At 69.3% G+C, this 13,164-nt stretch carries 10 protein-coding genes; 1 reads left to right on the forward strand and 9 read right to left on the reverse strand.

All coding sequences use genetic code 11. The features are described 5' to 3' along the window. Positions 1-1,169: 1,169 nt before the first annotated feature. Complete coding sequence (gene ileS / locus ACWGDB_RS18110; protein ID WP_453823334.1) at positions 1,170-4,307, forward strand: isoleucine--tRNA ligase; 3,138 nt, start codon at positions 1,170-1,172, stop codon at positions 4,305-4,307. Positions 4,308-4,516: 209 nt separating this feature from the next. Here the strand turns inward: ileS and ACWGDB_RS18115 are convergent, their stop codons facing one another. From ACWGDB_RS18115 to ftsW, 9 genes are all read right to left on the reverse strand, one after another. Then, positions 4,517-5,662, reverse strand: a complete 1,146-nt coding sequence (locus ACWGDB_RS18115; protein WP_453823335.1) for a DivIVA domain-containing protein — start codon at positions 5,660-5,662, stop codon at positions 4,517-4,519. Between the two features lie 55 nt (positions 5,663-5,717). Beyond that, the gene (locus ACWGDB_RS18120; RefSeq protein WP_328428366.1) at positions 5,718-6,005 is read right to left on the reverse strand and encodes a YggT family protein; all 288 of its coding nucleotides are present in this window, start codon (positions 6,003-6,005) and stop codon (positions 5,718-5,720) included. A 59-nt stretch (positions 6,006-6,064) separates the two neighbouring features. Next, positions 6,065-6,706 carry a cell division protein SepF gene (locus ACWGDB_RS18125; protein WP_328428365.1) on the reverse strand — a complete coding sequence of 214 codons (642 nt, stop codon included), beginning with the start codon at positions 6,704-6,706 and terminating at the stop codon, positions 6,065-6,067. Positions 6,707-6,835: 129 nt separating this feature from the next. Continuing rightward, on the reverse strand, positions 6,836-7,555 hold the full coding sequence (locus ACWGDB_RS18130) for a YggS family pyridoxal phosphate-dependent enzyme (RefSeq protein ID WP_453823336.1): 720 nt from the start codon (positions 7,553-7,555) through the stop codon (positions 6,836-6,838). An 8-nt stretch (positions 7,556-7,563) separates the two neighbouring features. Continuing rightward, positions 7,564-8,292: a peptidoglycan editing factor PgeF gene (pgeF, locus tag ACWGDB_RS18135; protein ID WP_453823337.1), complete on the reverse strand. Its 729-nt coding sequence runs from the start codon at positions 8,290-8,292 to the stop codon at positions 7,564-7,566. A gap of 10 nt (positions 8,293-8,302) precedes the next feature. Continuing rightward, positions 8,303-9,508 carry a cell division protein FtsZ gene (gene ftsZ, locus ACWGDB_RS18140; protein ID WP_383596622.1) on the reverse strand — a complete coding sequence of 402 codons (1,206 nt, stop codon included), beginning with the start codon at positions 9,506-9,508 and terminating at the stop codon, positions 8,303-8,305. Positions 9,509-9,794: 286 nt separating this feature from the next. Continuing rightward, positions 9,795-10,589 (reverse strand): cell division protein FtsQ/DivIB, encoded by a 795-nt coding sequence (locus ACWGDB_RS18145; RefSeq protein WP_453823338.1) that lies wholly within the window; start codon positions 10,587-10,589, stop codon positions 9,795-9,797. A 23-nt stretch (positions 10,590-10,612) separates the two neighbouring features. Beyond that, positions 10,613-11,707: an undecaprenyldiphospho-muramoylpentapeptide beta-N-acetylglucosaminyltransferase gene (gene murG, locus ACWGDB_RS18150; protein ID WP_383596616.1), complete on the reverse strand. Its 1,095-nt coding sequence runs from the start codon at positions 11,705-11,707 to the stop codon at positions 10,613-10,615. A 6-nt stretch (positions 11,708-11,713) separates the two neighbouring features. Next, positions 11,714-13,075 (reverse strand): putative lipid II flippase FtsW, encoded by a 1,362-nt coding sequence (ftsW, locus tag ACWGDB_RS18155; RefSeq protein ID WP_453823339.1) that lies wholly within the window; start codon positions 13,073-13,075, stop codon positions 11,714-11,716. Positions 13,076-13,164: the final 89 nt, after the last annotated feature.

Genomic DNA, 13,164 nt, shown 5'->3' on the forward strand with positions numbered 1-13,164 from the left:
CGCTTTCCCGGCCACCGCACCCTGAACGGACGCCCCCTTGCTCCCCGGCGCCTTCGCTTCAGCCGTCTTGGCCCCCGCCTTCGTCGCCGCAGCCCCTGTGTCCGCCCCGGCCTTCGCGACCGCCTTCTCAGCAGCTGCCTCCTTGCCCGCCTTCGAGCCCTTCCCCTTCCCACCCTTCCCCGCCGCCGGCTCACCGGCCCTCTTCGAACCACCCCCCTTGGCGGCGGAGCCCGACTCCCCCGCCCCACCCCCGGCAACCCCCCGGACCGTCTTCACCGGCTTCCCGTCCCGCGCCCCCGCGGCCCCTCCCCGCGCACTCTTCTTCCCACCCACACCGTTGGCCGCACCGTCGGCGGCCATCACCCCGCCTGAGGCACCCACGCCGCCGGAAGCCGGCACGCCACCGGAAGCACCGGCCGCACCAGAGCCACCTGCACCACCGAAAGCCTTCGCCCCCACCCCAGCAGAAACACCCACCCCACCAGAGCCACCCAATCCGCCGGAGGCACTCGCATTGGTGGATCTGCCCGACGCCGACTGCTGTACGGCGGTCTTCTTCGCCACCATGCCGCGGCCCCTTCACATACTGTGATCTTGCTCGCGAATCGTGCTGGGACGATAAATCGACTTGAGTCCCGCGGCAACGGGGCACACCGCCCGATTCGCCCGCCTCGCGCATGCAGCGCGACAGACCTGCATCCGTTGTGCCCAGCTCCTCGCCGGGTATGCAGACGAGCCGGACGTCCCAGAATCCGAACAGACGTACCGCGCCATTCGGGTCATCCGGGCCCGGACACGATCCCCGCCCCCAGGGCCCGAAAATCCGGTCGGCCGCTGTCCCCGCGGCGCCGTACACTGGGCGGAGCGAAAAGCATGGATGGGGACGAGTAGCGGCGTACGCAGCCCAGAGCGACCCGGGGACGGTGGAAGCCCGGGGGCCGGCGCGACGTGAAGATCACCCCGGAGCCGTCGGAAGAAAGCCGCAGCCCAACAGCAGCGGCCGTAGAACCGGCATCGCGACCCCAATGAGGGGGCTCACCGACGCACACCCCGCGCCGGAGGGCCAAGGAGGGTGGTACCGCGGGAGCGCGCCGAAACCGGCGTACGGAAAGACACGGCTCTCGTCCCTCCGGACGGAAGGCAGCAAGTCCGCCGGAGGAAGCTCGCTGATGACAACGCCGACGTACCGCCAGGTACCCGCCCAGGTCGACCTGCCCGCCCTCGAGCACGCCGTGCTCGACTTCTGGCGCGAGCAGAAGATCTTCGCCAAGAGCCTGGACCAGTCCGAGGGCCGCCCCGAGTGGGTGTTCTACGAGGGCCCGCCCACTGCCAACGGCATGCCCGGCGCCCACCACATCGAGGCCCGCGTCTTCAAGGACGTCTTCCCCCGCTTCCGCACCATGCGCGGCTACCACGTGGCCCGCAAGGCCGGCTGGGACTGCCACGGCCTGCCGGTGGAGCTGGCGGTCGAGAAGGATCTCGGCTTCAGCGGCAAGAAGGACATCGAGGCGTTCGGCATCGCCGAGTTCAACGCCAAGTGCCGCGAGTCCGTGCTGCGCCACACCGACGCCTTCGCCGACCTGACGACCCGCATGGGCTACTGGGTCGACCTCGACGACGCCTACGTCACGATGGAGCCCGAGTACATCGAGTCCGTCTGGTGGTCCCTCAAGGAGATCTTCAACAAGGGCCTCCTCGTCCAGGACCACCGCGTCGCCCCCTGGTGTCCCCGCTGCGGCACCGGCCTGTCCGACCACGAGCTGGCGCAGGGCTACGAGACGGTCGTGGACCCGTCCGTGTTCGTCCGCTTCCCGCTCACCTCCGGCCCGCTCGCCGGCGAGGCCGCGCTCCTGGTGTGGACGACCACGCCCTGGACCCTCGTCTCCAACACGGCGGTCGCCGCCCACCCCGAGGTCACGTACGTCGTCGCGACGAACGGCGAGGAGAAGCTCGTCGTCGCCGAGCCGCTGGTCGCCAAGGCCCTCGGCGAGGGCTGGGAGACCACCGGCCAGTCCTTCACCGGCGCCGAGATGGAGCGCTGGAAGTATCAGCGGCCGTTCGAACTCGTCGAGTTCCCCGCCGAGGCGCACTACGTCGTCAACGCCGAGTACGTCACGACCGAGGACGGTACGGGTCTGGTCCACCAGTCCCCCGCCTTCGGTGAGGACGACCTCAAGGTCTGCCGGTCGTACGGGCTGCCCGTCGTGAACCCGGTCCGCCCGGACGGCACCTTCGAGGAGGACGTCCCGCTGGTCGGCGGCGTCTTCTTCAAGAAGGCGGACGAAAAGCTCACCGAGGACCTCCAGCAGCGCGGTCTGCTCTTCAAGCACATCCCGTACGAGCACAGCTACCCGCACTGCTGGCGCTGCCACACCGCGCTCCTGTACTACGCGCAGCCGTCCTGGTACATCCGCACCACCGCCATCAAGGACCGCCTCCTCCAGGAGAACGAGAAGACCAACTGGTTCCCGGACACGGTCAAGCACGGCCGGTACGGCGACTGGCTGAACAACAACATCGACTGGGCGCTGTCCCGCAACCGCTACTGGGGCACCCCGCTGCCGATCTGGCGCTGCGAGGACGACCACCTCACGGTCGTCGGCTCCCGCGCGGAACTCACCGAGCTCACGGGCACCGACCAGTCCGCCCTGGACCCGCACCGCCCGTACATCGACGACGTGACCTTCGCCTGCCCGCAGTGCGCCAAGACGGCCACGCGCGTGCCGGAGGTCATCGACGCCTGGTACGACTCGGGTTCGATGCCGTTCGCGCAGTGGGGCTACCCGTACAAGAACAAGGAGCTGTTCGAGAGCCGGTATCCGGCGCAGTTCATCTCCGAGGCCATCGACCAGACCCGCGGCTGGTTCTACACGCTGATGGCGATCGGCACCCTGGTCTTCGACAAGTCGTCGTACGAGAACGTGGTCTGCCTCGGCCACATCCTCGCCGAGGACGGCCGCAAGATGTCCAAGCACCTGGGCAACATCCTGCAGCCGATCCCGCTGATGGACCAGCACGGCGCGGACGCGGTGCGCTGGTTCATGGCGGCCGGCGGCTCCCCGTGGGCGGCACGCCGCGTGGGCCACGGCACGATCCAGGAGGTCGTCCGCAAGACGCTCCTGACGTACTGGAACACGGTCGCCTTCCAGGCCCTGTACGCCCGTACGTCGAACTGGGCGCCGTCCGCGGCCGACCCGGCCCCCGCCGACCGCCCGGTCCTGGACCGCTGGCTGCTGTCGGAACTGCACGCGCTGACCGACCAGGTGACCCAGTCCCTGGAGGCGTACGACACCCAGCGCGCCGGCAAGCTGCTCTCGGCGTTCGTCGACGACCTGTCGAACTGGTACGTCCGCCGCTCGCGTCGCCGCTTCTGGCAGGGCGACAAGGCGGCCCTGCGCACCCTGCACGAGGTCGTCGAGACGATCACCAAGCTGATGGCCCCGCTGACCCCGTTCATCACCGAGCGGGTCTGGCAGGACCTGATCGTGCCGGTGACCCCGGACGCGCCGGAGTCGGTGCATCTGGCGTCCTGGCCCGAGGCGGACCTGTCGGCGATCGACCCGGAGCTGTCGAAGCAGATGGTCCTGGTCCGCCGACTGGTGGAGCTGGGCCGTGCCACGCGCGCGGAGTCGGGCGTGAAGACCCGCCAGCCGCTGTCCCGTGCACTCATCGCGGCCACCGGCTTCGACGCCCTCGACCGCGAGCTGCACGCGCAGATCACGGAAGAGCTGAACGTCACATCCCTCGCGTCCCTCTCCGAGGTCGGCGGCTCCCTCGTCGACACGACCGCGAAGGCCAACTTCCGCGCCCTGGGCAAGCGTTTCGGCAAGCGCGTCCAGGACGTGGCGAAGGCCGTCGCGAACGCGGACGCGGCGGCGCTGTCCCTGGCCCTGCGCGAGGGCACCGCGTCGGTGGAGGTCGACGGCGAGACGGTCACGCTCGCACCCGACGAGGTGATCATCACGGAGACCCCGCGCGAGGGCTGGTCGGTGGCGTCCGACTCGGGCGCGACCGTGGCCCTGGACCTGGAGATCACGGAGGAGTTGCGCCGCGCGGGCCTGGCCCGTGACGCGATCCGCCTGATCCAGGAGGCCCGTAAGAACAGTGGCCTGGACGTGGCCGACCGCATCGCCCTGCGCTGGACGGCGACGGACGCGGCGACGATCGCGGCACTGGGCGACCACGCCGAGCTCATCGCCGACGAGGTGCTGGCGACGGACTTCGCCCAGGGCGAGGCGGACGACTCGTACGGCTCCGCCTTCACGGACGAGGGTCTGACCCTGACGTTCCGCCTGCGCAAGCAGTAGCGGGACCCGGCCGCACGACCGAAGGCCCGGGCCCACCAAAGAATCTTGGTGGGCCCGGGCCTTCGGCGTTGCGTACGTCGGACACCACACCCGGCTCCGAACAAACACCGCAAACTCCATGAACACGCGTAGCAAAAGGGCGGGGCCCCGGATCGAAATCCGGGGCCCCGCCCTGAACGCTGCCAGCGTCTACGGCGTACTACCAACCGTCAGTTGTCGTCCTCGTCGATGAGGAACCCGCGCATCGGCGACGGGGCCTGGCCCATGGGGCCCGGACCCTGCGGCCGGACCGGTGCCATCGGCTGGGTCATCGCCGGGGACATCTGCTGCTGACCGCCGTAGGACGGAGCAGCCGGGGACGGGGCGCCGCCCATCGTCTGGTTGCCGCCGTAGGACGGGGCACCCGCGCCGGCCGGTGCCATGGAGGGCGCCGGGGACGGCGGGAGAGACGCGGTGGCCGGAGTGCGCGGCGGGGCGAGCGAGTCGTCCGCCTGGGTCTCCAGCTGGCGCAGCTGGGACTCGAGGTAGGACTTCAGCCGCGTGCGGTACTCGCGCTCGAAGCCACGCAGGTCCTCGACCTTGCGCTCCAGCGTGGCGCGGGCGGACTCCAGGGAGCCCATCGCGACACGGTGCTTCTCCTGCGCGTCCCGCTCCAGGGCGTCCGCCTTGGCACGGGCGTCACGCTCGAGACCCTCGGCACGCGAACGTGCCTCTCCGACGATCTTGTTGGCCTCGGAACGGGCCTCGGCGATCGCCTGGTCGGCGGTCTGCTGGGCAAGCGACAGAACGCGCGCGGCGCTGTCGCCACCGGGGCCGCCCTGACCGGGACCGCCCATCGGGCCACCCATGGGACCGCCCATCGGGCCACCCATCTGCTGCATGGGGGGCTGGCCCATCGGCCCCGGACCCTGGCCCATCGGACCGGGACCCTGCGGGCCACCCTGACCGCCGGGACCGGCGGGCAGCTGCGGGGCGCCGCTCGGCAGCTGGGGCGGGCCACCCATGGGGCCACCCATCTGCTGCTGCGGCGGGCCCGATATCCCAGCGGGGACGGGAGCCCCAGGACCGCGCATGCCCTGCTGAGGCATACCGCCCTGCTGAGGCATGCCGCCCTGCTGCTGGTCCTGCGGACCGCCGGGGCCCTCCGGGGGCTTGCGCATGTTCTGCTGGTTCTGGGCAGCAGCGCGCGTGGCCGCGGCCAGCTTGGCGCGCAGGTCCTCGTTCTCGCGGAGCAGGCGGGTCAGTTCGGCTTCGACCTCATCGAGGAAGGCATCGACCTCGTCCTCGTCATAGCCTTCTCGGAGGCGGACGGTCGTGAACTGCTTGTTCCGCACGTCCTCGGGGGTCAACGGCATCTCTTCACCTCAACGTAGTCGTCGGCAGTCGGCAAGACCGTATCTCTCACATCGCTCACATCGCGCTCCGCACGAGCGTGATCAGGATGTAGACGATGATCATCAATACGAAGAAGGACAGGTCGAGCGCCACGCCCCCGAGACGCAGCGGCGGGATGACCCGCCGCAGAAGCTTGAGCGGTGGATCAGTGACAGTGTAGGTGGCCTCCAGAACGACCACCATCGCCTTGCCGGGTTGCCACGAGCGGGCGAACTGGAAGACGTAGTCCATGACCAACCGGAAGATAAGCACGATGAGGAGAACCATCAGCGCGATGTAGAGAACCTGCAGAACCACGCTCATGACTGGTGCTTCCCTCTCCCCTGTTCCCTGATCCGTGCGTTTGTTTCCGGTGGTGCGTCTCAGCTCTGGTTGAAGAACCCGCCCTCTGCGATACGGGCCTTGTCCTCCGCCGTGACATCGACGTTAGCAGGCGACAACAGGAACACCTTCTGCGTCACCCGCTCGATGCTGCCGTGAAGACCAAACACCAAACCTGCCGCAAAGTCGACAAGTCGCTTCGCGTCTGTGTCATCCATCTCAGTCAGATTCATGATCACCGGGGTGCCTTCACGGAAGTGTTCCCCGATGGTACGGGCCTCGTTGTAGGTTCGAGGGTGAAGTGTGGTGATCCGGTACGGCTCTCGTTCCGACACGACCTTGGGCATGATCACCGGTGCGTTCTTCTCCAGGCTTGCGCGTTCTTGTGTGATGGACGCCACGGGCGCAATGCGCGCCGGACGGCCGGATTCCGCGGGGAGCGAAGTCGATCGGGCCACGGGTTCACGCGGCGCGGGCGGCTGCACGATTCGCACCTCTTCGTCCCTTTGGGACGAATGTGCACTGTGGGACTGGTGGGACGGCTCATGCCGTCGGTGGTCCCGCTCGGGCTCCGGGTCCAGTTCGGGCTCGAAGTCGTCGTCGGGGTCGAACCCCCGGCCGTCGTACCCATCGTCCTCCACGAGGCCGAGGTAGACCGCCATCTTGCGCATCGCGCCGGCCATGCTCTGAGTCCTCCGCTCTGTGGTGGATCGGCTGACGACTGCCAAATGCCTGCGATCCACACGGTCGTTACGCCCGCCTTTCGGCGACATTGACCATATTTTCTGCTGTGGTCCGACTTCTTGGCGACGTTACCCGAGCCTGGGGCGGACTCCGAGTACCGCGGTGCCGACGCGCACATGTGTCGCTCCGGCCGCCACGGCGTCCTCGAGATCCGCACTCATCCCTGCCGACACCATGTTCGCAGTCGGATGAGTCCGGCGCAGGTCAGTCGACAAATCCATCAAGCGCTCGAACGCCGCCTGTTGGCGCCCCTCGTACTCCCCGCTGAGCGGCGCGACGGTCATGAGCCCCTCGAGGCGCAGCCCCGGAGCCTTCGCGACGAGGTCGGCCAACTCCGCGACCCCACCGGGCGCCACACCACCCCTCTCACCCCGCGCGCTCTCTCCCGCATCCAGCGCCACCTGGATGAGGCAGCCCACCTCCCGCTCCTGCCGTACGGCCTCCTTCGAGAGCGCCGTCACCAGCTTGGAACGATCGACGGACTGCACGAGATCCGCGTAAGCGACCACGGAGCGCACCTTGTTGGTCTGCAACTGACCGACGAAGTGCCAAGCGAGCGGGAGATCCGAGCAGGCAGCGGCCTTCGGGGCCGCGTCCTGATCGCGGTTCTCGGCGACATGACGCACGCCGAGCTCCGACAGCATCCGCACATCGCTCGCCGGGTAGGTCTTGGTGACCACGATCAGGGTCACCTCCTCGCGCCCGCGCCCGGCGGCCGCGCAGGCGGCGGCGATCCGCTCCTCCACCTTTGCGAGGTTCGCGGCCAGTTCGCCCTTACGGTCCGTCATGCTCTCTCTCAGTCCAACCAGACATATCCCGCGAGTCTCCCGGTGGTGCGGTCGCGGCGGTACGAGAAGTGGTCCTCCGACTCCAGCGTGCAGACCGGCGACTGCTCCCGGTCGCGCACCCCGAGGCGCGCGAGCTGGGCGTGCACCCCGGCGGTCACGTCCACCGCGGGTGTACCCCAACTCGTCTCGGCGTGCGCCGTCGGCTCCCTGGCCGCCACCTCGGCGCGCATCGCCTCCGGCACCTCGTAGCACCGTCCGCAGACGGCCGGGCCGGTGCGGGCGACGATCCGGGACGGCTCGGCGCCCAGGTCGGTCATCGCGCGTAGCGCGGCCGGGACGACCCCGGCGATCATGCCGGGCCGCCCCGCGTGCGCCGCCGCGACGATCCCGGCGACCGGGTCGGCCAGCAGGACCGGCACGCAGTCGGCGGTGAGGACGGCGAGGGCGAGACCCCGCTGTGCCGTGACGACCGCGTCGACGTCGGGCACCGGACGATCACGCCATGGCCCGTCGGCCACCGCCACGTCCGTGCCGTGCACCTGGTTCATCCAGACCACCCGGCCCGGATCGAGCCCGAGCGACTTGGCGGCGAGATCCCGGTTGGTCAGTACGGCGTCAGTGTCGTCCCCGACCGCCCCACCGAGGTTGAGCTCCTCATACGGAGCGGCGCTCACCCCGCCCCACCGGTCGGTGAAGGCGAAGTGCGCGCCGCTCACGGTGTCGCGCTGTGCTATCACGTCAGAAGGATCACTTAAGGAAGTCCGGAACGTCCAGCTCCTCCGCCGCGCTGTCGGCGTAGGTCCGCGACGGCGGGACCGGCGGAGCGACCGGGAGGTCGGCCACCGGCTCCGGCTCGGGCTCGGCCTCTTCCTTCGGCGTGACGCTGCCGAGGGAGCCGAACGACGGTCGGCTCTCGGTCTGCCGTGCCGGAGTGGGCTCCTCGCGGCGGGCCGAGGACGGAGAGGAGGAGGTCGAGCCGAGGACGTTGTCCCGGCGGGCCGGCGGCTGGCCGCCGTCGAAGCCGGCCGCGATCACGGTGACCCGGACCTCGTCGCCGAGGGCGTCGTCGATGACCGCGCCGAAGATGATGTTGGCCTCGGGGTGGGCGGCCTCGCTGACCAGCTGGGCGGCCTCGTTGATCTCGAACAGGCCGAGGTCGGAGCCGCCGGAGATGGAGAGCAGCACGCCCCGGGCGCCGTCGATGGACGCTTCCAGGAGCGGCGAGGAGATCGCCATCTCGGCGGCGGCCACCGCGCGGTCGTCGCCGCGGGCCGAGCCGATGCCCATGAGGGCCGAACCGGCCTCGGACATGACCGACTTGACGTCGGCGAAGTCGAGGTTGATGAGGCCGGGGGTGGTGATGAGGTCGGTGATGCCCTGGACACCGGAGAGGAGGACCTGGTCGGCCGACTTGAAGGCGTCGAGCACCGAGACCTGGCGGTCCGAGATGGACAGCAGCCGGTCGTTCGGGATGACGATGAGGGTGTCGACCTCTTCGCGCAGTTCGGCGATGCCGTCCTCGGCCTGGTTGGCGCGGCGCCGTCCCTCGAAGGTGAACGGGCGGGTGACCACGCCGATGGTGAGGGCGCCCAGCGAGCGGGCGATGTTGGCCACGACGGGCGCGCCGCCGGTGCCGGTGCCGCCGCCTTCACCGGCCGTCACGAAGACCATGTCGGCCCCCTTGAGGACCTCCTCGATCTCCTCGCGGTGGTCCTCGGCGGCCTTGCGGCCGACGGCCGGGTTGGCTCCGGCGCCGAGTCCGCGGGTGAGTTCACGGCCGACATCGAGCTTGACGTCGGCGTCGCTCATCAACAGAGCTTGCGCGTCGGTGTTGATAGCGATGAACTCGACGCCCTTGAGACCGACCTCGATCATCCGGTTGATGGCATTGACACCACCGCCGCCGACACCGATGACTTTGATGACTGCGAGGTAGTTCTGCGGTGCTGCCACGTCGAAGGCCTCTCGCCTCGAGTTACGGGTCGTCGGATCACGGGAAGCTCTCTGCTTTGTGAACCGCGACTGATGCCGAATGGGACGGTCCGTAGCGCCGACCCGAACCCTAACCCTGAAGTTTAGGGTTACCAGTGTGTCTGTTCCTTGAAGTCTTCTGAACAGGACACTAAGTCGACAAGTGGCGCACGTTCAACGAACACGCCGAACCTCCCGTTTTTCTTTTCACCCTATGTGATCAGCCATGTCGCTGCCCAACCAGGGTGCTGGCCTGCGCGAATGTGCGTCAACTCCCTGATGACGCAGGGGCGGTGGGAACGCTGACGTCGAAGTACCGCGCATCCGGCGAGGCTTTCATGAGAGCGGTGAGTGTGCGAGCCTTCGCGGCCCCCTTCTCGCCACTCCCCCAGGCGACGGTCGTGCCGCCGCTCAACACGAGCGAGATGTCGTCGTAGGAACGGACCTTGACGACCTGGGTGCCGCGCGCCACGGCGTCCGGCAGGGCGTCGGCCACGCGCACCGCCTCCCGCATCAAGCGGGCCTCCCCGAAGCGGCGCAGACTCGCGGCGGCGGAGCTCGACTGAGACACCGTCAATTCCAGCGCGGGAACGCCTTTCGGCTCCACAGAAACCGTGGCGAATCGGACGCCTTCCTTGTCCACTTCGACGAACTTTCCGTCCTTTTGGACAATCAGAACCGGAGTACGCTCCGCCACTTTGACGCCGATTCCATGAGGCCAGGAGCGGACCACGTCAACCACGTCAATTCGGGGCAATTCCCGGCGCAGCCGTGCCTCAATCGCGTCGGTGTCGACGGAAATCAGCGGCGCCCCGACAGGGACGTCGGCGGCCTCGAGGACCTGTGCGGGCGTCAGCACCCGGGTCCCGGAGACGGATACGCGCTCCACGCGCAGCCATGTGGAGCCGTACAGCAGCCAGACGGATCCCGCGCCGAGGAGTACGAGCACGACGAGAAGAATGATCATCGTACGAAGTCTCCGCACCCTCAACCGCCGGGCGAGGGGCGGGTCGGACGACTCCTGCTGGCGTTCACCGCGCTCGGCGGTCGTCGGTCCGGCCACGCTCCCTGCCCTCCGTCATACGGTTACTGGCGGCGGTGCGAGGCGATCGCCTCGTACACCATGCCGACGAGCAGGTCGTCGGCGTCCCGGCGGCCGAACTCGCTTGCGGCGCGGGACATCTCGTACAGCCGGTGCGGGTCGGCGAGCACGGGCAGGACGCTCTGCTGCACCCACTCGGGCGTCAGTTCCGCGTCGTCGACCAGCAGTCCGCCGCCGGCCTTGACCACCGGCTGGGCGTTCAGCCGCTGTTCGCCGTTGCCGATGGGCAGCGGGACGTAGGCGGCCGGGAGTCCGACGGCGGAGAGTTCGGCGACGGTCATCGCGCCCGCGCGGCAGAGCATCATGTCGGCCGCGGCGTACGCGAGGTCCATCCGGTCCAGGTAACTTACCGGGATGTACGGCGGCATTCCCGGCATCTGGTGCACTTGCGGCAGTTCGTTCTTCGGGCCGACCGCGTGCAGGATCTGGATTCCGGCCTGCTGGAGCCAGGGCGCGACCTGCTGGACGACCTCGTTGAGACGGCGGGCGCCCTGCGAGCCACCGGAGACCAGCAGGGTGGGCAGGTTCGGGTCGAGCCCGAACGCGGCGCGAGCCTGCGGGCGCATCGCGGCCCGGTCGAGAGTGGCGATGGTCCGGCGCAGCGGGATGCCGATGTAGCGCGAGTTGCGCAGTTTGCTGTCCGGAGTGGAGACGGCGACCTGGGCGGCGTAGCGCGAGCCGATCTTGTTGGCGAGGCCCGGGCGGGCGTTGGCCTCGTGGATGATGATCGGCACCCCGAGGCGCTTGGCCGCGAGGTAGCCGGGCAGGGCGACATAGCCGCCGAAGCCGACGACCGCGTCGGCCTTGGTGCGCTCCAGGATCTGCTCGGTCGCCTTGATCGTGCCGCGCAGTCGGCCCGGGACGGTGATCAGCTCGGGCGTGGGCTTGCGGGGCAGCGGCACGGCGGGGATCAGCGCAAGCTCGTAGCCGCGCTGAGGAACGAGGGTGGTCTCGAGCCCTCGCTCCGTGCCCAGGGCCGTGATCCCCACGGTCGGGTCCTGCCTGCGCAGGGCGTCCGCGAGGGCGAGCGCGGGCTCGATGTGGCCGGCGGTCCCCCCACCGGCGAGTACGACATGCACCGAAATTCACCGCTCTCCGGACGAGCGCGCCGCCGAGGCACGCCGTCGCATCGTGTTCCATCTCCGAGGCGCCCGGCCGGAGCCGGCGCCTCCCGCACGCTTTCTACCAAAGCGGGGTTGCCGCACGGAAAGCGCTGCCCGCGCAGCGGGCTCGTCGCGCGCGAACGCGATCAGCAGCCCGATGGCGAACATGGTCGGCAACAGGGCGGACCCTCCGTACGAGAACAGCGGAAGGGGGACGCCGGCGATCGGCAGCAGGCCGAGCACCGCACCGATGTTGATCACGGCTTGCGCGGTGATCCAGGTCGTCACGCCTCCCGCGGCATACCTCACGAAGCGGTCCTCCGTGCGTCCGGCCACGCGGATACCCGCATAGCCTAGAGCCGCGAAGAGGGCGAGCACCGACAGCGTCCCCGCCAGGCCCAATTCCTCACCGGTGACGGCGAAGATGAAGTCGGTGTGGGCTTCGGGTAGTTGGCCCCATTTCTCCACACTCGCACCGAGCCCGGAGCCGAAGATTCCGCCGGAGGCCAGGGCATAGATGCCATGCACGGCCTGCCAGCAGTCGACGGCTCCGCTGCGCGGTTCGGTGGCGCCCAGGCACTGCAGTCGGGCCATGCGGTTCGCGCTGGTCTTGATGAGGACCAGGCCGATCAGGCCGGCGACCGACAGGACCCCGACGAACAGCCGGGTCGGCGCCCCCGCCAGCCACAGCAGGCCGAACAGGATCGCCGACAGGATGATCGCCGTACCCATGTCGCCGCCCAGCATGATCAGCCCGAGCAGCATGAAGGCGACCGGCACGAGCGGCACCAGCATGTGCTTCCACTGCGCCAGCAGCTTCCGGTCCTCCTTGCGGGCGATCAGGTCCGCGCCCCACAGCACCAGCGCGAGCTTGCCGAACTCGCTGGGCTGGATCTGAAAGGAGCCGCCGAGGGCGATCCAGTTCTGGTTGCCGTTGACCGCGACTCCTATCCCGGGGACCTGCACCAGCGCCATCATGAAGACGGCGCCGGCGAGGATCGGGTAGGCCAGCGCCCGGTGCAGCTTCACGGGCATCCGCGAGGCGGCGAACAGCAGCCCCGTGCCGATCACCGCGGCCAGCAGCTGCTTGCGGAAGAAGTACGACCCTGGCAGCGACATCTGCAGCGCGGTGATCTGGGAGGCCGAGTAGACCATCACCAGACCGAGCACGGTGATCAGCAGGCTGCCGCCGAGGATCAGGTAGTACGCGGTCAGCGGCCGGTCCCACGCCCTGTTCAGGCGGACGTAGAGCCGTCGTACGCCGTTGTCGTGCGACGGCCGGGGAACGACGGGACGCCGGACGGTCCGCTGGACGGGAGGCCTTCCCGTGCGGCTACCGGGCATCGGCGCTCACCGCCCCGCCGTGGGGGTTGGTACCGTCCGGCCACATCCGAGTCACGCGTCCCTCCAAGGGTCCCGAAGCACCCGCAGTG

This window comes from Streptomyces sp. NPDC055013 (assembly GCF_053608645.1).

Coding starts and splice junctions, on each gene's coding strand:
- ileS (WP_453823334.1), top strand. CDS start 1,170: ATGACAACGCCGACGTACCGCCAGGTACCCGCCCAGGTCGACCTGCCC.
- ACWGDB_RS18115 (WP_453823335.1), bottom strand. CDS start 5,662: ATGCCGTTGACCCCCGAGGACGTGCGGAACAAGCAGTTCACGACCGTC.
- ACWGDB_RS18120 (WP_328428366.1), bottom strand. CDS start 6,005: ATGAGCGTGGTTCTGCAGGTTCTCTACATCGCGCTGATGGTTCTCCTC.
- ACWGDB_RS18125 (WP_328428365.1), bottom strand. CDS start 6,706: ATGGCCGGCGCGATGCGCAAGATGGCGGTCTACCTCGGCCTCGTGGAG.
- ACWGDB_RS18130 (WP_453823336.1), bottom strand. CDS start 7,555: ATGACGGACCGTAAGGGCGAACTGGCCGCGAACCTCGCAAAGGTGGAG.
- ftsW (WP_453823339.1), bottom strand. CDS start 13,075: ATGCCCGGTAGCCGCACGGGAAGGCCTCCCGTCCAGCGGACCGTCCGG.